We start from the raw sequence: 21,459 nt of genomic DNA, 5'->3' as shown, positions 1-21,459 counted from the left end.
GGGAGATTATTTGTATATTTATAGCTGATAATCAAACAAATAACAAACATCAGCCCTATGATCACAACAGACAAAGTTATTGAAATATTTTGTATTGCCGACGATTTTTGTGCAGAATATGAGAATGAAATTCAGAATCATCAACTTCAAGCCGGGGGTACAACTAAAAGGAGAAACAGGAAAACGCAAATGTCCCAGAGCGAGATTATTGCCGTGATGGTCTGTTTCCACTGCGGAACCTTCCATAATTTCAAGAATTATTACCTGTTTTATATTTGCAAACACATGAAGAGCTATTTTCCAAATGCCGTTTCCTACAACCGTTTTGTCGAGTTGCAACCCAGGGTGATTGTACCTTTCATGCTCTTGCTCAAACTCTTTGGATTTGGTGAATGCACAGGCATTACATATGTGGATAGCACTCCCATTAAAGTATGTCATAACAAGCGTATACACTCGAATAAAGTATTCAGGGATCTGGCACAAAGAGGGAAAAGTACGATGGGCTGGTTTTTTGGATTCAAGCTTCATCTGGTCTGTAACGAAAAGGGTGAATTGCTGAATTTCTCTCTCACAAAAGGCAATGTCGACGATAGAAACCCTGACGTAATCAATGTTCTTACCAAAGATCTTTTCGGTAAACTATATGCAGACAAGGGTTACATCAGCACAAAGCTCTTCGAGATGCTGTTTGACCAGGGTGTTCATTTAGTGACCGGTATACGCTCAAATATGAAAAATTCCCTGATGTCATTCCGCGACAAGATTCTCTTACGCAAAAGATCTGTAATTGAGTCCATCAATGATGAACTGAAGAATATCTGCCAGATAGAACATTCAAGGCATCGTTCCACACATAATTTCATCATGAACATAATTGCTGCATTGGTGGCATATTGTTTCTTTCCCAAAAAGCCTTCAATCAAATTTGAAGTGGAAAAGTCAAGTCAATTAACCATTTGGGGATAATATGTTATCCCGAACTCACGTTAGTAACAATACTACTGATGCCATAATTTATGAATCGTTATTAAGCGCTGCTTTTCACTTAGATTTTGATTCTATGTATCAGCAGCTTAATCAATGGAGCCCAGAAGAATTGAGTTGGAAGAGCAGGGTAATTGCCTTGAATAGTTATTTCAATCTAAAAAATGACGCCTCAATCAATGATATTGAAAAATCATCAGAAACAAATATTCAAGAATATAGATATTATCTGGACACTATTCTAAATGCATCATTTGGTGTAGAATGGTTTTATAAAACTGATATTTTTTATTTGAACTACAATGGGAAAAGAGAAGGTATAAACAAGGAACTGAACAGGTTGGATGAAAATACTCAATATCTAATCGAAAAACTATCCAAACAAAAAGTAGAGATTACTCCGCGTGGAAACACTAACATCACATATCATTTTGGGGGGCAGATGGCTTTGGAGTATTCTATTCAGTACCTTCAGGTGATAAATGAAATCGGACTGCCTCTTTGTAAGTTTCGTATCAATTTTCTCAAAAAAGAAGAATGGTATCTTGTATTCAAAAATATTTATACCCTATATCCGTACCCTTGCCTTTTCTATTCGTTGCAATTTGGCACTGAAGAAAATTTCATGAGAAGAGTCGCTGAAGATTATGTGTATTCTAATGAATTATCAGACATTCACACTGATATTTTATCATATTGTCTGAGAGCATATTCAATGGAACATACACCGCAAAATATTAAAATGGGTATTCTTGTTTATTTCACCCCAAAAGTATACCGGTATTTCAATCCAAAAGTATACCATTTTAAATTAATCTCCAAGTCTGTTTCCCTGTTGTTGGCGGTACCGCCAACAACAGGGAAACAGGCGTTCTTATTCTGACTGTTATTTTCATTTTTCATTCATCATTTTTTTAGTTTCCTTTAATCTGTACGATTCACCATTCATATTTACAAGATGTGCTTTGTGGGTTAGCCTGTCTACAAGAGCAGCTGTAAGTACTGGGTCTCCAAAGATCTCTTCCCACCGGTCAAAGCCAAGGTTTGTTGTTATGATGGTTGATTTTCTTCCTGCTCTTAAAGAGAGGTGATTAAACAGCAACTCTGCTCCCTGCTTATCGAAAGATACATATCCAAACTCATCACATATTACCAGATCATACTTTTCAAATTGATTTTCAACCTGTTTTAAAGTCTTTTGGGACTGCGATTCACGTAATTGAGTCAGTAGTCTGTGTACGGTTGTAAACAATACTTTGTATCCCTGCATACAGGCTTTAAGTCCAATCCCTATCGCTATGTGTGTTTTGCCTGTACCCGGGTTACCGGATAGTATCACATTTTGTGATGATGCTATAAAATCCAGTCTTTCAAGCAGAGGCAGTTTTTCCTTTGCACCCTGTGGCAATTGATCTCGCTCAAGGTTAGTCAGATACATTTTGGAAGGGAACCTGGCATTCCTTATCTGAGCTTTTTTACGGTTCTCCTGCTTAACTTCCCACTCACGTTCCATGAGTCTTAGAAGGTACTCTTCATAATCGATCCTCTCTTTAGCAGCCTCTGCTGCAAGCTCTTTGTAATCTCGTCTGAAAACAGGCAGTCTGAGAGCTTTGCTATATTCTGCTATTTGCTGATTTATATTGTCCATTGTTGTTTGTTTGATGCATTAATTGGGTAATCCAGGTTAGTTGTTCTTTAGCTTTAATGGCTATATTATCTGTGGTCTCTGTTATTGGTGTTACAGGATGCTTGTTACCAATAAGAGCTAGCAGCCTCTCGACAGTAACATTGTCAGCACAGGTGCCAAGTAATCGCTTTACTGATTCTTCCAGCTTCTCTTCACTAACCATCTGTTCACGGCAGTAAGATAACAGTTCAATAAACTCACGAGGCTCATCCTGGAAGAAGTTGAGATAAAGATCTCTCAGATAATTATTGTCTGCCAGAGCCTTGCTTCCGGCAAGAGCTCCCGGCTTTTTCTTGAATGTGCCAAGGTAATGTTCTATATCAATTACCCAGTCATGAGGCTTGTAGCTACGGGAATGAATGGCAACCCGTTTATTTTCAAAGAAGATATATACCTCTCTGCTTCTGATGCTCACATCAACAAACAGGCCTACCAGATGATCGGGTACAGAGTAACGGTTGCCCTGATGGCTGACGGTTGCATATTTATCTGCTCTTAGCTGGATCTGTTCACTGCAAATCATCACTGATACCGGATGTTTGCCCAGAACTCTTCTCTCTTCCTCCAGAAGCATATTGGCACTCTTGCCCGTACCCTGCTGTTTAACCCCGTTAAGCCTCTCTAAAGTGGAATCAAGCCACCGTTGAGCTTCATGGGCAGAGTTAAAATCATCTTTGGGAGCAAAGGCTTTACGGCGCACGTACTCCACGCTGCGCTCTACGTGACCTTTCTCATTCCCGCGATAGAAGTTGGTAAAGCGGTGAGTAAACTGATAATGACCTCTAAGCTCCAGTAAAGCGCGAGTGGGCTCTTTCTCATGATTACCTGCAAACCTTGCTACTGCAACCCGCATATTATCATAAACCATCTCACGGTATACACCGCCAATCTTCTCAAAGAAGCGTGTATGAGCTTCCATAAACGCGAGTGTATCCTGACGATTATAGATAAAAGCATACCGCCAGTTACTGTAGGCACTGGTGAAAACAGCAAGTTGTAAGCTTGTGCGTTTACCACCAATCAAAAGTTTAATCTCACCCCAGTCAAATTCACATATATCACCAGGTGCATAAGCCTGACGGATATATGCCTCTTTAGATGACTGCTGCTTCTCTTTAAGCCTTATGTAGTTGCACAGCGTGGTGTATCCTACATCAAAACCATGATCAAGCAGTGCATCATGGATGTCTTTCTTTTTCATCAGCTGCTTTTGCAATCCCTGCTCAAGCTTCTCTTTGTTTTTAGAAAGCAGTTTATCTATAAACTCTTGCACATCGTTTGTAAGCTTTAGTTTACCGCGGGGTACAGTCATCTTATAGACTGGATTGCCGGATAAAAATAATGCACCGGCTGTCTCTTTGCAATCAGAGGATTCTAAAGTTGCTTCATACTCCTGAATGTACTTATTGACAGTCTTACGACTGATCTGCAGTTCGCGGGCTATAGTACGCTGGCTTTTACCATCACGATAGCTGCTAATAATGATTTCCTGTTTTGTATACATACTTATCATTTGTTAAGAACGGATAAAATCCATTCATAGTTGTAAGTGGTATACTTTTAAATTGAAATGTGGGGTACTTTTTAATTAATATATACATATTCTTTCATTTACTCCGTTATTCTTCAAAGTAGTTCACTCTAAATTGTGGAAAGAAGATTTTGGAAAAATAGTTAAGACTTTTGAGCTAAAAAAACGTGACATTAACAGGGAAATTGGGAATCCTGAAAATTATTTTCTACGTGCAGGTTTATTACATACCAGTAGTCAGCCCTTAAAACTTAATATTACAAATAAAATATTATCATTGGGTAACAAGATTGATGAAGTTGATAATCGAATTTTGATCGCAGCTTTAAGTAATCTGAGCAAAAGTTATAAACGACAGGTTAAATCTAAATACATAGATCAGTTAATCGAAAGTGCAGAACAGGTTAGCCAACATTTTGTACTTTTTAATTTGAAAGATTTACTTTCACAAGAGCAAGTGGATAAAGTCGCTTTGCGTCTTCTTGGTTTCGATTTCAAAAACTGTCATGAAGAGAATATGTTTGAAGCTTCATCTCGAATTGCAAAAGAATACTCATCCCTGTCTAACTCGATAGAAGATGTAATAATTGAAAGCAAGTTGTTGTGGCATAATGGTATAAGTTTCTATGAGAATCACAGGCGAATTATTGCACATGGTGGCGGATTTCTAAAAATCACCAGACTACAAGAAAATCTCAATTTTGTTGATTCCACGATTAATAAGTTGTTCACCAAATTAAAAAAGTCGTTCGCCGACATAGTGAATGTAATTAAAAGTTCGAATGAAAAAGAACCTGTTCCACCCTTTATGGAACCATATTGGTCAAAGCTTTTATTGGAGATGCAATTGTTTCTAAGGACAAATCAATCTATTCTCCAATTCAGGAAAGACTATGATAAGATCTCTCAACTTGTAGAGAAAGCATACTATCAACTCAATAAAACGAATTCTATCATGGATGGCCTTATGTCAAACGATGATTATAAAGTGCGTGAGAGTATACAGAAACTCGTTTACGAAGTAGATAGCTTTGGAATTGAAAAATATACATCAGAATATTTGGTTATAGTAAATCGGATTGCTTCCAAAACCAATCCTGGGTTAAACAGTTGTATAAATAATTTTGTATCAGTTATAAAGGCCTATAAAAGTGATATTGACTCAAAATTGTTTATACCATTCATTAAGCAAATCCTGGAAGAATACACGAAGTCTTTTAATATTCCTGATGCAATATGGGACATCAATGCTAAAAAAGAAGATGTAGAAGATGCTATGCTACAATTGAATAACGAAGCCATTGAATGGGATGTTGAGAATAAATATTGGAGTAGTCATAAAAGTGTATTCAAGGTTTCTGGATTTAGATAATCGGTCACAACTCATTTAGTGTGTTTTGGAAAGTATTATTTGATTAATACTCTAGTCGTAGCATAATTGAATCCCTCGGTATGCCTTATGCAACAGAGTTTGTCATCTTTTTCCGTTCGACATTTTTGAAATTGGACTTGGAGACAATGATTGTTAGTTGTCAGTGGATTGTCCTCAAATTACGATCAGAAGCATTGAAAACGGCAGGGGGTAGAGGTTTTGAAAATCAATTTGCCAAAAACGGAAGTGAAAGAGCGCCAAAAACGGAAGTGAAGAAATTACATAAATTTTGATGTAAACAGGGGAAATGTGAACCTGTGGTTACGATTTGTAAGCAAAAAATGGGGCCGAAAAGAGTGGGTATTATGTGTTAAAGAAAACTAAATAATGCAAAAAGGGGCCATTTTGATCAATTTGCTCCAAAAAATGAAAAATTTTGCCGAAAAAAAATTTGAAAAATCGATCGGCAGAAAATTCGGAAAAAATCTCATGTGTTAAAATAATTAAACGAGTCGAAAGGTTCATCTTCGGGACCCCAAAAATTAACTTTTAGACAGAAAAATTTACTTTTGGGACAGAAAAAACCAACTACGAAACCAGGAAAATTCATTTTCTGAGGCAAAAAATCATCTGCGCAGTCTAAAAATTAGATTGTACGGTCCAAAAAACATATCGTCCGGTCCGAGGAGTGCATCTTCTTAGACGAACATTTATCTCCGGGACCGAAGGCGAAGCATCATGAGGATACCCACGAAGCAACCCACGCAAAAAGCAGCGAGAACGCCCGTGAGAAGCGATTTGATGTTGAATCGGGTGGGGGAGACCGTTTGCTCCTTCAGTTCCCTGTTCAGGCGCGTCAGCTCCTCCACCGAGCGCTGCAGGCTGCTGTTGGCGCGCAGCAAGCTCTCCCGCTCCCGCGACCACTCCTGTTGCCGCCACTCCTCCAACTGCACTGAATTCTCCTGCCCGGAGCGAAGCAGCGAGAACCACTCGCTCACCACCGGCGGTCTACCCGTCGTCGAGTCAATTGGAGCCCCTCTGTCGTATTTTATCACGTGGTGCAGCCCTTCGGTCCACCGCGAGGTGTTCTCGTCTCTCAGGCGCCTTAAATCGCTTCTCAGGGCTATTGACTCGTTTGACTGTATCACCAGGCTATCCCTTTTCACCCATACCGCCGTGCTGTCGTGCACCATGTCCAGTCGCTCCGTCGCCAGTCGCCCCGGCCTGCATCCCGCCAGCAGCAACGCTGTCAGGGCAATCACCATCACTTTTTCCGTTTTCATTTCGCAATCTCTGTTGGTCATTTCTGAAATTTAGTCGTTTCAAACTGCTGCTTCGTTTCATTTCAAGCTGCTGCCATCTTGCCGGTTATCATTTGTCAGTAAATGCTGATCAGTTGCCGGTTGCAGCCGAGGCCTATGCTGTTTTGTGGGGACCCATCGATGAAACAGGCGTGATCTGATGAGCTGTTTGAATATTTGCGATAAGCCATATGAGCAGAAGACAAGCTTGCTTGGATTATGCCATGGTGAGCAAATATCTACGTAGTGAACGGAGCGAGTTCTCATCAGATAGCCTGTGAAGCGAAGATGGGTCACAAAACAGGATCAGTCGAGGATGCAACCGGCAATGCCTCAGCAGCAGCCGGCAATGAGTCAGTGGCAGCTGAGAATGCCTCAGCAGCGCGTTGCAACCTAACGGGAAGCAAGGCGCAAGGCCGCCAGGAACAACAAATGATATCCCGCGATGCGTGCCGCGCAATCCATGCCGTTCACGATCCTGCGCGCCTGCAGCGGATCGTCGCGCCGGTCGTTGAAGAAAACCTCCAGCGACAGTCCGGTGAAGTCGCCCCGCCCCGAGAGCCCCCGCGTCATCCCCTCAATCATGATCCGTGCCGATACATCCGGTCGCAATGCCAGCTCCGGCTGCTCCAGCAGCGGCAGCTGCAAGATCCGTCCCATCCGCTCGTAGTTCTCGTACCATGTCAGCTGCAGATCACCACGACCAAAATAAATCCTGTCGGGCAGATCGTAAACCGACCCATCAAGCTTACGCTTCTCGCCGTAAGGCCTTCCGCGTCCGCGTCCCCGTTCCTCGCAAGGCTGCATGCTTCCCGCCGTCTCGTGGTAAGCGGTTGCCAGCATATAAGCCCGCCATCTGTCATCAGCAATACCATACCGTTCAAAAGCATTCAGTTTCACCTCCACGCCCCGCCGCTGTTCAGCCGTCAGACTGCCTTTGCAGAGCCGCCGTTCAATTTCCTCAAAGAATCGATTTCTGTCAAGCATTCCCATTCATGTTTTTGTTCATTCAATTTCAGATGATACTCGCTTGCGAAAGGTTTGCAGACGGCAATGCGGTCTGCGGATCTCTTGCGCGATTCCTTTCAACCGGATGATTGCAGCCGGCGAAGGGTTCTGCGGATCTCTTGCAGGATTCCTTTCAACCGGATGATTCTTTCCGGTGATGCGATCTGTAGCTCTTCTGAGGGATTCCTTTTAACCGGATAAATAGCCGAGCATGCTTCTCCGAAGCGCTGAAATCTGAGACCTATTCATGTTTTGTGGGGACCCATCCGATGAAACAGGCGTAATCTGATAAGTTAGCGCAGCGACTTCTTATCAGATAGCCTGTGAGTCGGCAATGGGTCACAAAACATGATCAGTCGAAGATTCAGCGCTGAACGAGGGCAAACATGGGTCACAAAACATCGTCAGCTGAGGATTTAGTTGCAAACAATTCATCGTTTCAAAGAACCCAGCGGCGGCATGCGCCGTTCGCACTCCTCGCGGGCGCAGTAGTGCCGTTCGCTCTCCTTGCGCCAGGCCAGCTCCCGCGCCACCGTCTTCTCCAGGCCCCTGATGCGTCGGTGATCCTCCGTGCGCTGCAGCTGCAGCAGCTCCAGGTCCTTCTTCAGGCGGTCGTTCAGCTGATCCCGCTCGCGCACCATCAGCAGGAGGCTCTCCGCGTTCGACTCGTTGTAGGCGTTCATCCGCTCCATGTGGGCCACGGTACGTTCCAGCAGTCCCATCATCTCCGTCGCCGCCGAGGCATCCTCGCGACGTGCGGCAGCCTCGCTCTGCACCGCCTCGCTCCGCTTGATGCGCCTGTTCTCCTTGCGGTTCACCACCGCCGAGATCCATCCCCCCAGTGCGCCCCCGCCCAGGAAAGAGCTCAACGTCACCAGCCATTCGCCGTTCACCGGCAGCATATCCATCCACATCGTCATCATCGTCATCGTTGTCAATTCCATCGTCATTACCAAGTTAAACCTCATTTGGCTATTGGTCGTCAAGATAATCCTCCACAAACCTCCCCTCCAAAACCGGCGCCTTCAGGCTTCCGGCAAGCCCGTTTACGTCAAAACGGAGCCGTCCCCGTAGAGGCGGCTCCGCAGAGAGATCACACCAGCGTCACCTCCATCCGGCCCGTGTGGAGCGAGTCGGACACCATCTTGCCATCCTCCGAGGTGAGCGCCAGGTAGGTGTCCACCTGATCGCCATCCCATGTGGGCGGCAAATCCAGTGTCCCGCTGCCGTCGGCTCTGGTAGCCGCCTCCATGTCGAAGGCCGACTCATTTTTCACCGAGTTGAACGCCGCCAGGATCACCTTGTCGGTGGCCACCGCGTTGTTCAGCAGGTCCGTGTCCCACACGTAGGAGAGGCTCCCCGCCGCGCAGGTCGCCGAGGCGTTGCCGGTACCGTAGAGCTTCCCGGTGGTAATCTTCACCGACTCGAAGTCGATCTCGAAGTCGGGGAAGAGCCCGATCACCGCGTTGATCACGTTGTACTTCATCGCCTCGCTGAAGGCACTTTTGCCCTTGCCCACTTTGCCGGCGTAACCCAGCCGGATGATCGGGATCAGGGTCTTCATCATCTTACCGATGAGCGCGAACCGTGTGCGCTGTGTCACCTGTGCCTCGGTACGCGGGTTGCGCACGCTGGCAGGCATGCTCCTGATGTATTCGATGCCCCGCCAGGAGGCGCCGACCACGTTCCCCACCTTACCGGAGAAGCCGCCCAGGATTCCTTTCTTAATTGTTCCCATAATTGAAAAATTTTAAACGTTATACATACGGATTTGGCCTTATCCGCAAGCAAAGGTGGGGCAAGCTTTTCGTGGATCAAGCGATGTGGTCTCAAAGTCGTTCTTTGTCCGCGAAACGGTATGGGAAGTGTATGGAGAGTGTATGGGAAGTTCCTCAAAGTGCGCGAAATGGTATGGGAAATGTATGGGAACTGTATGGAAAGTGTATGGCACCCCCTACCGCATCTCCTCCAGTATATAGTCCGCCAGGTCGTAGCCGGCGGCGTGTTGGTGCAGGGCGGCGTGGCGCTCAATCAGCTCCGAGATCTCCACGCGGCAGGAGAGCTGCTCCCGCAGGCGACACATCTTGGCCGCCCACTTGTCGTAGCAGCCCGCGTCGGGGTAGAGCAGCAGGTGGCGGTCGCGCAGCACCTCCGACTTCTCCGGCGTGAGCCCGTTCAGGTTGCCCGCCGCCAGCCAGATGAAATCGCGGTAAATCATGCTGCCGATCACCGCCGTCTTCTCCCCCTCCACCAGCGCCACCGGCCGCTCCGGGTAGCGGCGCAGCAGGTGCTCGCCGAAGTAGCACTGGCGCAGGTTGAAGTCCGCCGGCAGCCTGTGGCGCCGTTTCAGGCAGCTGTGCACCCAGTCAATCGAGCCGTGGCGGTCGCGCAGGCGCTTCCCCGTGAGCGGGTCGTACTGCATCATCTTGCCCGTGCGCACATGGCCGTTCACATCCATCTGCCAGAAAATCACCTTGCGGTCGCGCGTGGCCCCCAGGGCGTAGAGCTCCATCGCCTCCTCAATCCGCTCGCGCGGGAAGTAGTCGCAGAGGAAGCGTACGAAGTTGGAGTTGAAGGAGGTAGAGTCTATCAGGTATTGCAGGGGGATCAAATCCAGTCGCTCGGGCGGCTTGCGGAGCGGGGCAGGGTTGAGGATCCCTTTCGGGAGATGCAGCGGCGCGGAAATATGAAGGGGATCCGGTTTGGAGGAAGACTCCGGATGCCCGTTTGGAGATGAAGGTTTGGAGGATGACTGTGGATGCAGGTTTTGGGGATCCGGTTGGGAGGATGAGTGCTGATGCAGGTTTGGGGATGCCGGTTTTGAGGATGACTGCAGATGACTGTTTGCAGATGAAGGTTTGGATGATGCCTGTTGATGCCCTTTTGTGGATAAATGTTCTGAGGATGACTGCTGATGCAGTTCCGGGTGGTCGGCGAAGTACTGGCGGGGCGGGTAGTGGTACCCGCAGTGGATCTCATGGTTGCAGCGCCCCACGGTAGGGTGAATGGGGCGGCCCGTGTTGCCGTCCAGGTAGCGGGTGAAGCAGCGCGGCTTGCGGCAGGCGGGGCAGCTGTGCCTGCTCGCCGGCCCGTGATAAGGTTCCAGGTAGGGTTGTTTCAACAACATGTTATGCAAATTTCCTACATTTCCTACATACCCTACATACCTTGCATACCCTGCATCTCAATCCTCTGCTGCATTGCCTGCTGCGATGGTGCAGATGGTGCAGATGGTGCAGATGGTGCAGATGTAGTTGATGGTGCAAATGTAGCAGTTTCGGCAACCTTTTTCTGCAGGCGTACCGTCATGCCCGGTGCCTTCCGTTCGAACACCATCCCCATGTCGCGCAGGCGGTTGGTGAAGTGCCGCTTGGTCACCGCGCAGCAGCCGCTCTCCAGGCAATGGGTGCGGTAGGCCGCGTAGAGCTCCACCACCGTGATGTGCCGCTCCACCGAGGGGACCCACTGCTGCTCCTCGAGGAAGAGCGCCACGCTGTTGCTCTCCTCGCGGTAGCGCTGCAACGTCTGCGCCACCCCCTCGCTCGCGGTGAAGCCACGCTGCCGCATCAGGCGCCGCAGCCCCTCCAGCACCCGGTTCAGCACCCCCGGCAGCTCGCTGTCTATGATCGTCTGCGCCAGGTTCCTGTCCTGTTCCTCCTCCGGGATGGTCACCTCGAAGGGGATGATCAGGAAGCGGCGGAAGAAGGCGTGCGTGTGCTCCACCATGCGGGGCAGCTCGTTGCAGTTGAAGATCAGCTTGCCGTAGTGCGACAGGGTGAAAGGCTCGCCGTAAGGGTGTCGCGCATCCACCGGCTCGCCCGAGACCAGCTGCTTGAAGATGGCCGCGTCGAGCTTGCCGTTCATCTCGCTGGCGTAGTTCACCAGCTTGCCCCCCAGCATGGCGCGGTAGTAACCGCTCTCGTTGGTCAGGTTCTGCAGCGAGAAGTGGCTCACGTTGTCGTCGCCCCCCAGCAGAGCCTGTACGATCTCGAAGAAGACCGACTTGCCGTTGGCGCCGCTGCCGTAGAGTATCAGCGTCTTCTCCAGCTTCAGCTGTGCCGGCCGCACGAAGAGGTAGCCCAGATACTCCAGCAAGATCAGTCGCAGTCCCGGCTCCGGCAGCACCCTCTCCAGGTAGGCGTCGAAGCGGGGGCATGCCGCCCCCTCGTCGTAGGCGAACGGCAGGCGGTAGGTGATGAAATCCTCCCGATGGTGCTTGCGCAGGCCCATGCGCTCCCCCTCAATCTCGAAGGTACCGTTCAGCAGGTTGATCAGCACGCTGTCGCCCTCCCGCACCGGCGGGGGCGGTGCCGTGGCGAGAAACTGCTTCAGCAGCTGCTCGCGAAACAGGTAGTGGCGCGCCGTGAAGCGATCCAGTCCCATCCGTTCCGCCGCCTTGCCCAGGAAGGCCTCCAGCACCCGCGGCTCCACCGGTTGCCAGTAGGCGCCGTTGTAGAGGTAGACGATGTTGTGGCGGCAGCAGATCCCCAGGTGGAGGCGCTGCACCGTCTCCATCACCTTCTCGGTGCAGGTCACCAGCAGGTGGCGCATCGCCAGCCTGGCGTCGCTCCTCTTCAGGCCCGCCTCCGCGCGGAAGTCCACCGTCGCGGTCTCTCCGCAGATGAATTCGGGCAGCGCCTCGTGCGGCAACGCCCCTTGCGACCCGGCCGCCGTTTGGGACGGATCGCCCGCCCCGTCGAACTGCTCGCGGAACGCCTGCAGATCGCGCTCCAGCAGCTCCATGAAACCCTTTTGTGCGTTCATTGCTCCTCTCCTTTCTCCCCGTTGTAATGCCTTTGCAGCAGTGCGAGGATGTCCGACTTGCGGTAGTAAAACTTCCCGTTCACATTCGAGAAAGGCAGCATCCCGTTGATGCGCCATCGTTGCAGCGTGCGGTGCGTGATGTGCAGCTTCGTCATCACATCCTGCCCGTCAATCCAGTCCGGCCATTCCGTCAGGTCAATCTTCGTCATCGCGGCCTCCTTTCTGTTAAAACAAAGCACCACCACCTCGAGCGTGAGGTAGTGGCGCAAAGATAAGGCGGGAAAAACGGGATTTAGGGGTGTTGCCAGTAGCAAGCTCCTAGGCAGATGATGTTGCAAATTGCTTCTGCTTCTCTTTCTGCTTCTCCTCCTCCGCATCCAAATCGTACTGCATCTGCAACGCTATTTTGGGCAGCAATTCATTCATATAGCCCGCCACGATCATGAGGTTTTGCTTTACGGTATCGTTTTCGAACCTGAATTCCAGTTTGTTTCTGATGTACTCTTTGTTGTAACCGCTCACGAAGGCGATCACGCTGGCCCATTTGGTCTTGTCTGAATTGTTGAAATTCAGGCCCACTGCATGCAGGAGGTAGTAGAAGAAGATGATGACCTGCCCCGCGGTGGCCTTCGTCTTGCTTTTCAAGCTGTTCAGCTCCTCATCCTTTTCTGCGATGATACGCTCTTTCTCCTTCAGCTCCTCCTCCAGCCGTGCAATCACCTTCTGAACCTCAACTTTATCCTCCTGCTGCACTTCGTCGCGCAGCAACCCCAGCAGCAAGTCCATCTTCTTCCGTTGCTCCACCTCCTCGCCAAAATCGAAGTTTTCCGCCAGGTTGCAGACCATGTCTACAACCATCTGATCCTTCTCCTCATCCCCCGTGGCGGACTCGGTCACCAGCAGCCTCGCTTCGAAGGGGTTGTCGTTCTTCACCCGCACGCGGTCGAACAACCGGTAGGCGCGGTTGAAGGCATCGAGCCACCAGACCTCGTCGTGGTTCACCAAATGTCTCTTTTCGTCGTAAAAGTGTCTGTTTTTGTCGTCCAGCAGGTAGTCGGCCAGGTTATCCTTCGGGTAATCCTCCTTCAGTATTTTGTAGAGCTCCTCAATCTCCTGCAGCGTGTTTTCATTCACATCTTTCACCTTCCCGATGCTCAACACGGGATGGTTCCAGAATCTGTTCCTGCCCTCCGCCAGGATGTTGTGGGCGTAGATGAAGGTGTCATCCCCGGCGAGCACCCTTATCAACTCCAGTCTCACCCCCTGGGCGTCAATGGGGTCCACCTCCCCCTCGCGCAACCGAAAGTCCTTCTCCACCCGCTTTCGTGCATCGGCAAAAAGATAGCGGTTCAAATACTCATACGTCTTACACCGATCCAATCTCAGGGGATAAAGCCCCGCTACCGCTCTTTCAATCAACTCAAAGTAGTAGATCTGCTTTCTGGAAATTTCAAGGTATTCACTTGTACGCATCGCAATCCAACTTTTAATTGTGTTAAACATTTATTGATTATAACATATTTTGCAAAAGTAAAAATATTTTGTTAAATTGCAGCGAAATCGTGATTTTTATCGCTATGAATCAGGTTGATGTAAATAAAAATCGGAAAGGAACGGTCCCCCTCACGACCGGTATTTCGCCGGTGCCCCTCCAAAGCCCCTCCAATACCGCTCCAATTCCACTCCAATATTTTTCGGAGTGGCAGAGGCCGATGTCTTGCCCATTCCTATCCCAAATATTTTCCAAATTATTTTTTTTCACCCATAAATTTTTTTCAACATGGCACAATTAAATCCAACGAATCTGGGACAGCTGAAGGGCAAGTTGGGCGAGGTGGTCTATTATGTCACCCCCGACGGCATCCAGCATTGCCGTGCGCACGTCATTCCAAAGAACCCGAACACGCCGGCGCAGAAGGACGGGCGCGGCCGTTTTGGAATCGCAAGCAGTTCGCTCAAGCACTTGAGCCACATCATCCAGCAGGGCTATGGCAACGTTCCGAACGCTTACAACAAGGTGGTGGGCCGGGCCACGAAAGAGGCGGTTGAAGGGGAGTATCCCGACTACCGCTTCAACTACGGCAAGGTGCAGCTCTGCCGTGGCACGCTGCAGCTGCCCGCGAATGCGGGCATGCGTTACCAACCCGACACACGCGAGGCGCAGTTCAGCTGGGAGGTGCCGCCCGACACCCTCGAATACAAGGGGAACCTCAACGACATCGTGCATGTCATCGCGTTTCATGCCGGCAGCTTCCCCGAGGTGCATATCCTCACAGCCGGCAACCGCGGTGGCGGCAGCTTCAGCTACCGGCTGCCCGACCACTGGCAGGCCGAGCAGGTCCACTTCTGGCTCCACCTCTTGTCGTACGACCTGAAGAAGCAGTCCGACAGCTTCTACCTGGGCAGGGCAGCGCCCTGAACCCCGACGATACAAGGCCTGCGATTGAGGCCTTGCATGGCGACTAGTTTTTTATAGGGAGACCGGCCCGTCGTGACGACGGGCCCTCCCGCTTTCAACCCCAACCCGAAAAAATGTTGCAAAAACTTAATATCCTCCGCAAACAATTCCGCAGCAACTGCGTTTCATGACAAAGCATTGCAGATTAATTCCCGGAAATGGTTTTTTTCTTACAGAATAAAACATCGGAACGGTTTTATCACTATTTTTGCAACTGCTTTGGATTAAAAATGGACTGCCGCGCGGATTGAATCCTGTGACCGGTAGTCACGAAGTGTGTTTAAATGAGACATAAGATATTGGTTACCGGCGGTGCCGGATTCATTGGTTCCAACCTCACTGAAGCGCTGTTGGAGCGAGGTCACAATGTAAAAGTACTCGATAACTTCGCCACCGGCAAGATCGAGAACCTGCTTCCCCTGTTGGAAAAATATCCCGAAACGCTTACCTTGCAGGTAGGCGATATTCGCAACCAGGAGGATTGCCGCAAAGCCACCGAGGGGATAGAATATGTTTTTCATGAGGCGGCCCTCGGTTCGGTACCCCGATCCATCAAAGACCCGATCACATCGAACGAAGTAAATGTGTCGGGTTTTTTGCAAATGCTGGTGGCCAGTCGCGATGCCGGCGTCAAGCGGTTCATCTATGCCGCCAGCTCCTCCACCTATGGCGACAGCCAGTCGCTCCCCAAGGTTGAAGATGTGATCGGGAAACCCCTCTCACCCTATGCCATCACCAAATATGTGAACGAGCTCTATGCCGATGTCTTTTCCAAAACCTACGGAATGGAGACCATCGGCTTGCGCTATTTCAACGTGTTCGGCAGGAGGCAGGACCCCAATGGCGCCTATGCGGCAGTGATTCCCCTCTTCGTGAAGAAGCTGATGGCGCACGAGTCGCCCGTCATCAACGGCAACGGTGAGTACAGTCGCGACTTCACCTACATCGACAATGTGATCCTGATGAACATCCTCGCCATGGAGACCGCCAATCCGGCGGCCCTCAATACCGTCTACAATACCGCCTATGGCGAGCGCACAACCCTGAATCAGCTTGTGGGATATCTGAAAGAATATCTTTCGGAGTTCGATACGGAGATCGCCCAGGTGGAGATCCTTCACGGTCCCAACCGTGCGGGCGACATTCCCCACTCGCTGGCCAATATCGACAAGGCCCGCAACCTGCTGGACTATGATCCGCAGTTCTCCATGAAACAGGGATTGAAAGCGGCTGTTAGTTGGTATTGGAACAATCTGTAGGTTTTATTTAGTTTTAAATAATTTCAGTATTGGTTTTCGAAGTCTCAGCTATTCTTTCAGGATCCACTCTATGAAATGAGCGTTAAATATGATTTGTTGTTTGAACGAAGTGAGTTTCAAATCATATAGTGAATGAGTAGTTGTGGATGAAAGAATAGATGCAAACAAGAAAAATTATACTGAAATTAAACTTAATCAAATCGATAATTAAAACGTAGCAAAATATTATAATCAATGGAAGAAGAAGGATTGTATTTTGAACCACGCATTTGCGTGATCGGTCTTGGATATGTAGGCTTGCCGCTGGCAAGACTTTTCAGTACAAAGTATAAAACCGTTGGGTTCGAATTGAGCCAGTCGCGTGTGGATGAACTGATGAGCGGTCACGACAGCACCCTCGAGGTAGAAGATGAACTGCTCCAGTCGGCGTTGGCAAACGGTTTCAGCTGCACCACCGATATTGAAGCGATTCGTGATTGCAACTTCTATGTAGTGGCAGTACCCACTCCGGTGGACAAGAACAACAATCCCGATCTTCGCCCCCTTTACGGAGCCAGCGAGACAGTGGGCAAAGTGATCTCCAAAGGAGACATCGTTGTCTATGAATCCACCGTTTATCCCGGTGTCACCGAAGATGAGTGCATCCCTGTAGTAGAAAAAGTGAGCGGACTGAAATACAACGAAGAGTTCTTTGCCGGATACAGTCCCGAGCGGATTAATCCCGGTGACAAGGAACACACCGTGGAGAAGATATTGAAAGTCACCTCCGGCAGCACCCCTGAAATCGGCAAGATCGTAGATGAAGTCTATTCCTCCGTGATCGTAGCCGGCACCCACCTGGCCCCCACCATCAAGGTAGCCGAAGCCGCCAAGGTGATTGAGAACTCCCAAAGAGATATCAACATTGCCTTTGTGAATGAGCTGGCCAAGATATTCAACAAGATGGGCATCGACACACAGGATGTGTTGGAAGCAGCCGGCACCAAGTGGAATTTCCTTCCCTTTAAACCGGGGTTGGTAGGCGGTCACTGTATTGGTGTAGATCCCTATTACCTAGCCCAAGCTTCACAACGGTATGGGTATAATCCGGAGATCATCCTTGCCGGAAGACGGATGAACGACGGGATGGGAGAGTATGTGGCCGACCAGGTGGTGAAGCTGATGCTCAAGAAAGGGATTCAGGTACTTGGTTCCAAAGTGTTGGTATTAGGTTTCACATTTAAGGAAAATTGCCCCGATGTGCGCAACACCAAGGTGATCGATATCATCAAAACATTGGAAGAGTACAATGCCAAAGTAATCGTTCACGATCCCTGGGCTGATCCGGATATTGCAAAGCATGAATATGGTGTGGAGCTGCATAATGAACTTCCCCAGGAAGCCTTTGATGCAGTCATTTTAGCCGTTGCACACAACGAGTTCCGAAATTTGGATATCAATCAAATCACAAATGGCGTGAAGGTTGTGTATGATGTGAAAGGGATGTTGAGTGAAGAGGTGATTGACGGGAAGTTGTAAAATATTTTAGTTAAGAATGAGTTCAATAAAAATACATAAATCTAGACTTGTTGGCCAAGTAGAATTAAGTGGTGCCAAGAATTCGGCACTAAAGCTTTTGACTGCGTCAGTTTTGACTAATGAGCCTATCGAACTATACCGTTCACCCAATGGCTTATTAGATATGCAGGTTCATATTGGTATGCTTCAAAAAATGGGTAAGAACTGTTTTGAGGGGGATAATTATTTGCGTATCGAAGAAAATCAAGAAATTAGTCATGAGCTCTTGTGGGATGAGCGTTCTATACGTAACTCATTATTAATCTTAGGGTCTCTTACTACAAGATTTGGCGAAGGAAAAGTACCACTTCCCGGTGGATGTAAATTAGGTGATAGGAAATTTGATTTACATATTATGATACTTGAACAAATGGGTGTAAAAGTATGGGAAGAAGATGGGTATATATGTACCAAATCAGAAGGTAGATTAAAAGGATGTGATATACATTTGCCAATAAGATCAACGGGTGCAACAGAAAATTCTATTCTTTGTGCTACATTGGCAAAAGGTATTACTACAGTTTGGAATCCGCATATTAGACCTGAGATCCTCGATTTAATAACAATGCTTCAAAAAATGGGAGCTAAAATTGAGGTGTATGGTCAAAAGTGTATTGTTATCGAAGGGGTTGAACGTTTACGAGGAGTTCAACATACAGTGATACCTGATAATATGGAGGCAATAACATGGGCCATTGCCTCGGTTATTACAAATGGCGATATTGAAATTATAAATTTCCCATTTGAACACCTAGAAGTGCCATTGGTGTTTCTACGTGAAAGTGGAATGAAGTTTTTTAAAGGGGATAATTCTTTAATAGTAAGAGGTGGTACACCATACCCGATTGAAATAAGTACTGGTCCATATCCAGGAATAAATTCTGATATGCAACCATTATTCGCAGTTTATGGAGCTTGTTCAAGTGGAGAATCAAAAATCGTAGACTTAAGATTTCCTGGCAGATATGGATATGTTGAGGAGTTATCTAAAATGGGAATGAAGTATACTATTGATGGAGACTTGTTAAAAATACATGGTGGAAATACTCTAAAGGGATCCACTGTTAAGGCTCTTGATTTAAGAGCAGGTATGGCATTAATTCTTGCTGCATTAGTTTCTGAAGGAGAAACTATTATTGAAGATGCTTGGCAAGTTGAAAGAGGATACGAAGATATTAAATTGAAATTGAATAAACTAAATTATCTATAAAAAGGAGATGTATTTGCAATGTTAACGAAGTATTTAATAGAATTCTGGGAAAAACTTAAAGCAAATACATTCTATAGAAACATAGCAATTGTTGCAAGTGGTAATATAACTGCAAGGTTGATAACAATTTTATTAACCCCAGTAATAACTCGTATTTATTCACCTGCTGATTATGGAATTTATAGTGTATTTATGTCAATAATTGGCATAACTGGTGCATTAGTAACTTTAAGATATTCAGTAACCATACCTGTTGCAAGAGATGAAAAATTAGCCGATAATCTTTTAAAATTATGCTTTATTATTACCATAACTTTAAGTCTTTTATGGTTATTATTCATATTACTTTTCGGTGAATATATTTCGATTCATTTTGATTCAGAAGGCTTAAAATCTTTTTTATGGTTAATGCCAATTGTTTTTTTCGGAAAAGGTATTTATGAAGCTCTAACTAACTGGGCTGTCAGATATAGAGATTTTAAATTAATAACGCGAACAAAACTAACGCAGAGTGTTTCTTCATCAATTGTAAAGATCGGTTTAGGACTTTTGAATATTAAACCGTTAGGATTATTGATTGGTCATATCGTTAGTGAGACTGCTGGAGTAGCCAATATCTTTTCTAAACTGATTAAAACAAGACCAGAGTTCTTTAAAGAGTTATCTCTTCCGGCAATTAAGAGTGCTGCAATTCGATATAAACGTTTCCCATTAGTTCAATCATGGTCACAGTTATTGCTTTCGGCAGGTGCTCAATTGCCTGTCTTATTACTTGGATTTTATCATGGTGCAGAAATAGTTGGGATTTTTGGACTTGCAAATACGATGATTCGTTTGCCAATGGATTTGGTAGGTCAATCGGTATCACAAGTGTATTTTGGAGAGATATCAAAGTTTGGAAAAGAGAATCCAAGAAAAATATACAATCTGACTGTGACACTAATAATAAGGCTATTAAAAGTCGGTATAATTCCAATTGCTTTAATAGCTTTACTAGGACCATGGATTTTTTCAATAGTCTTTGGTGCTGAATGGTCCGATGCAGGATTGTATGCAAGAATACTTTCAATATATGTTTTATTTGCTTTTCTATCTGCTCCAGTAGCAAATATTTTCAATGTATATGAACGAATGGATATCCAGTTAAGTCTAAATATATTTAGAGTTGTTTTGGTTATTCTTGTTTTTGTAATCTGTGGTTATTTAGAATTAACTCCTATATATACAATTGGTATCTACAGTTTATTATTATCTTTTTATTATCTATTTTTAGTTCTAAGAGTTCTCAAACTGGTCAAACCTAATGTAAAAAATTAAATATTGAGTCCACTTGAATTTATCTTTTTCATAAAAAATTAACAAAAATACTACATGATGTTCAGTTTTTTACATAATGGTTTTCTTTCATATCGGACATTTTAAAGCAGACTCTATCATGGATTATTTTAATAAAAAAGTTTAGTTTGATGAAGTTTATAAAAGAATTCAATCTTAAAAATTATAATGCATACAATATTGATGCAGTCTGTTCCAAAGCATGGTTTCCAGAAAATGAAGAAGATTTCAAAGATCTATATAATTTGAATTCTGTTTCAGAAAAAGTAATACTTGGAAACGGTAATAATATTATCTTAAGTAAAGAGTATTACGAGGAGGAATTCATAATTCTAAATGGTTGTTTTGATAGAATTAAAATAGAAGGAACTTCAATTATAGCTGAAGCTGGAGCCACGTTAAAGCAACTTAGCGAAGTTGCTTTAAATTTTTCTTTGTCTGGGATGGAAATTTATTACGATATACCAAGTTCTGTTGGAGGTGCTGTTGTGATGAATGCTGGTACCAAAGAGGGCGAAATAAAGGACATTTTAATAAATGTACGTTACCTCGATTTGTACGACATGCAAATAAAAGAGATATCCAAAGAGGACATTGGGTTTGAATACCGTAATAGTTTTTTTCAAAAAAACACCGATAAAATTGTACTTAAAGCCTGGTTCAATCTGGAAAATGGAAATCCCAAACAAGTAAAAGCAAAAATGGAAGAAACCAAACAAGTCCGCTGGGGAAAGCAACCACGCGAATACCCCAACTGTGGAAGCGTGTTTAAACGTCCTCCAGGACGTTTTGTTGGACCAATGCTTGATGAACTTGGTTTAAAAGGATATTCTATTGGAGGAGCTATGATATCTGAAAAACATAGTGGTTTTATAGTAAACACAGGAAATGCAACAGGCAAGGATATTTTAGCCATCATTGCGGAAGCACAAAAAAGGGTAAAAGAAAGATTTGGAGTTGATTTAGAAGTTGAACAACGAATTATTTGAG

At 46.3% G+C, this 21,459-nt stretch carries 19 protein-coding genes; 9 read left to right on the top strand and 10 right to left on the bottom strand.

Annotated features, from left to right (window positions below; translation table 11 throughout):
* Positions 1–57 precede the first annotated feature (57 nt).
* Both JS578_02810 and JS578_02805 read left to right on the top strand, forming a co-directional pair.
* On the top strand, positions 58–969 hold the full coding sequence (locus JS578_02810; protein QRX64207.1) for an IS982 family transposase: 912 nt from the start codon (positions 58–60) through the stop codon (positions 967–969).
* Position 970: 1 nt separating this feature from the next.
* Positions 971–1,870 carry a hypothetical protein gene (locus JS578_02805; GenBank protein ID QRX64206.1) on the top strand — a complete coding sequence of 300 codons (900 nt, stop codon included), beginning with the start codon at positions 971–973 and terminating at the stop codon, positions 1,868–1,870.
* 9 nt (positions 1,871–1,879) lie between these two features.
* Here the strand turns inward: JS578_02805 and istB are convergent, their stop codons facing one another.
* Positions 1,880–2,635: an IS21-like element helper ATPase IstB gene (gene istB / locus JS578_02800; GenBank protein ID QRX64205.1), complete on the bottom strand. Its 756-nt coding sequence runs from the start codon at positions 2,633–2,635 to the stop codon at positions 1,880–1,882.
* Positions 2,601–4,178, bottom strand: coding sequence for an IS21 family transposase (gene istA, locus JS578_02795; GenBank protein ID QRX64204.1), 1,578 nt, complete (start codon positions 4,176–4,178; stop codon positions 2,601–2,603). Before istA ends, istB begins: the two co-directional genes overlap by 35 nt.
* A gap of 142 nt (positions 4,179–4,320) precedes the next feature.
* On the opposite strand from istA, the gene JS578_02790 reads away from it, so the two are divergent.
* Entirely contained in the window at positions 4,321–5,577 is a 1,257-nt protein-coding gene (locus JS578_02790; GenBank protein ID QRX64203.1) for a hypothetical protein, read from the top strand.
* A 710-nt stretch (positions 5,578–6,287) separates the two neighbouring features.
* On the opposite strand, the gene JS578_02785 is transcribed toward JS578_02790, so the two are convergent.
* The 8 genes from JS578_02785 to JS578_02750 all read right to left on the bottom strand — a co-directional run bounded on the left by JS578_02785 (position 6,288) and on the right by JS578_02750 (position 14,123).
* Positions 6,288–6,860 carry a hypothetical protein gene (locus JS578_02785; protein QRX64202.1) on the bottom strand — a complete coding sequence of 191 codons (573 nt, stop codon included), beginning with the start codon at positions 6,858–6,860 and terminating at the stop codon, positions 6,288–6,290.
* Between the two features lie 411 nt (positions 6,861–7,271).
* Positions 7,272–7,865 (bottom strand): hypothetical protein, encoded by a 594-nt coding sequence (locus JS578_02780; GenBank protein QRX64201.1) that lies wholly within the window; start codon positions 7,863–7,865, stop codon positions 7,272–7,274.
* A 452-nt stretch (positions 7,866–8,317) separates the two neighbouring features.
* A complete protein-coding gene (locus JS578_02775) occupies positions 8,318–8,830 on the bottom strand; it encodes a hypothetical protein (GenBank protein QRX64200.1) in 513 nt (170 codons plus the stop codon).
* Positions 8,831–8,979: 149 nt separating this feature from the next.
* Entirely contained in the window at positions 8,980–9,624 is a 645-nt protein-coding gene (locus JS578_02770; GenBank protein ID QRX64199.1) for a hypothetical protein, read from the bottom strand.
* Positions 9,625–9,840: 216 nt separating this feature from the next.
* A complete protein-coding gene (locus tag JS578_02765; protein QRX64198.1) occupies positions 9,841–11,013 on the bottom strand; it encodes a hypothetical protein in 1,173 nt (390 codons plus the stop codon).
* Positions 11,014–11,045: 32 nt separating this feature from the next.
* The gene (locus JS578_02760; GenBank protein ID QRX64197.1) at positions 11,046–12,422 is read right to left on the bottom strand and encodes a DNA primase; all 1,377 of its coding nucleotides are present in this window, start codon (positions 12,420–12,422) and stop codon (positions 11,046–11,048) included.
* A gap of 224 nt (positions 12,423–12,646) precedes the next feature.
* A complete protein-coding gene (locus JS578_02755; protein QRX64196.1) occupies positions 12,647–12,859 on the bottom strand; it encodes a helix-turn-helix domain-containing protein in 213 nt (70 codons plus the stop codon).
* A 109-nt stretch (positions 12,860–12,968) separates the two neighbouring features.
* The gene (locus tag JS578_02750) at positions 12,969–14,123 is read right to left on the bottom strand and encodes a hypothetical protein (protein QRX64195.1); all 1,155 of its coding nucleotides are present in this window, start codon (positions 14,121–14,123) and stop codon (positions 12,969–12,971) included.
* 544 nt (positions 14,124–14,667) lie between these two features.
* Here JS578_02750 and JS578_02745 point away from each other — a divergent pair.
* From JS578_02745 to murB, 6 genes are all read left to right on the top strand, one after another.
* Complete coding sequence (locus tag JS578_02745; GenBank protein ID QRX64194.1) at positions 14,668–15,069, top strand: hypothetical protein; 402 nt, start codon at positions 14,668–14,670, stop codon at positions 15,067–15,069.
* Between the two features lie 323 nt (positions 15,070–15,392).
* Positions 15,393–16,367, top strand: coding sequence for an SDR family oxidoreductase (locus JS578_02740; GenBank protein ID QRX64193.1), 975 nt, complete (start codon positions 15,393–15,395; stop codon positions 16,365–16,367).
* 234 nt (positions 16,368–16,601) lie between these two features.
* Positions 16,602–17,885 (top strand): nucleotide sugar dehydrogenase, encoded by a 1,284-nt coding sequence (locus tag JS578_02735; protein QRX64192.1) that lies wholly within the window; start codon positions 16,602–16,604, stop codon positions 17,883–17,885.
* Between the two features lie 16 nt (positions 17,886–17,901).
* Positions 17,902–19,134, top strand: coding sequence for a UDP-N-acetylglucosamine 1-carboxyvinyltransferase (locus JS578_02730; GenBank protein QRX64191.1), 1,233 nt, complete (start codon positions 17,902–17,904; stop codon positions 19,132–19,134).
* Between the two features lie 18 nt (positions 19,135–19,152).
* Positions 19,153–20,451: an oligosaccharide flippase family protein gene (locus JS578_02725; GenBank protein ID QRX64190.1), complete on the top strand. Its 1,299-nt coding sequence runs from the start codon at positions 19,153–19,155 to the stop codon at positions 20,449–20,451.
* A gap of 149 nt (positions 20,452–20,600) precedes the next feature.
* A complete protein-coding gene (gene murB / locus JS578_02720) occupies positions 20,601–21,458 on the top strand; it encodes a UDP-N-acetylmuramate dehydrogenase (protein ID QRX64189.1) in 858 nt (285 codons plus the stop codon).
* Position 21,459 lies beyond the last annotated feature (1 nt).

The organism is Dysgonomonadaceae bacterium zrk40 (assembly GCA_016916535.1).
GTDB lineage: Bacteria > Bacteroidota > Bacteroidia > Bacteroidales > Dysgonomonadaceae > Proteiniphilum.
Note: the sequence above shows the minus strand (reverse complement) of the source record. Positions and strands in the feature narration are given on the sequence as shown.

What these genes read in the sequence shown, in the direction of transcription:
- istB (QRX64205.1), bottom strand. Translation starts at nt 2,635, where the DNA reads ATGGACAATATAAATCAGCAAATAGCAGAATATAGCAAAGCTCTCAGA.
- JS578_02810 (QRX64207.1), top strand. Translation starts at nt 58, where the DNA reads ATGATCACAACAGACAAAGTTATTGAAATATTTTGTATTGCCGACGAT.
- JS578_02775 (QRX64200.1), bottom strand. Translation starts at nt 8,830, where the DNA reads ATGGAATTGACAACGATGACGATGATGACGATGTGGATGGATATGCTG.
- JS578_02750 (QRX64195.1), bottom strand. Translation starts at nt 14,123, where the DNA reads ATGCGTACAAGTGAATACCTTGAAATTTCCAGAAAGCAGATCTACTAC.
- JS578_02735 (QRX64192.1), top strand. Translation starts at nt 16,602, where the DNA reads ATGGAAGAAGAAGGATTGTATTTTGAACCACGCATTTGCGTGATCGGT.
- JS578_02755 (QRX64196.1), bottom strand. Translation starts at nt 12,859, where the DNA reads ATGACGAAGATTGACCTGACGGAATGGCCGGACTGGATTGACGGGCAG.
- JS578_02780 (QRX64201.1), bottom strand. Translation starts at nt 7,865, where the DNA reads ATGCTTGACAGAAATCGATTCTTTGAGGAAATTGAACGGCGGCTCTGC.
- JS578_02770 (QRX64199.1), bottom strand. Translation starts at nt 9,624, where the DNA reads ATGGGAACAATTAAGAAAGGAATCCTGGGCGGCTTCTCCGGTAAGGTG.
- JS578_02725 (QRX64190.1), top strand. Translation starts at nt 19,153, where the DNA reads ATGTTAACGAAGTATTTAATAGAATTCTGGGAAAAACTTAAAGCAAAT.
- JS578_02785 (QRX64202.1), bottom strand. Translation starts at nt 6,860, where the DNA reads ATGAAAACGGAAAAAGTGATGGTGATTGCCCTGACAGCGTTGCTGCTG.
- JS578_02730 (QRX64191.1), top strand. Translation starts at nt 17,902, where the DNA reads ATGAGTTCAATAAAAATACATAAATCTAGACTTGTTGGCCAAGTAGAA.
- JS578_02805 (QRX64206.1), top strand. Translation starts at nt 971, where the DNA reads ATGTTATCCCGAACTCACGTTAGTAACAATACTACTGATGCCATAATT.
- JS578_02740 (QRX64193.1), top strand. Translation starts at nt 15,393, where the DNA reads ATGAGACATAAGATATTGGTTACCGGCGGTGCCGGATTCATTGGTTCC.
- istA (QRX64204.1), bottom strand. Translation starts at nt 4,178, where the DNA reads ATGTATACAAAACAGGAAATCATTATTAGCAGCTATCGTGATGGTAAA.
- JS578_02765 (QRX64198.1), bottom strand. Translation starts at nt 11,013, where the DNA reads ATGTTGTTGAAACAACCCTACCTGGAACCTTATCACGGGCCGGCGAGC.
- murB (QRX64189.1), top strand. Translation starts at nt 20,601, where the DNA reads ATGAAGTTTATAAAAGAATTCAATCTTAAAAATTATAATGCATACAAT.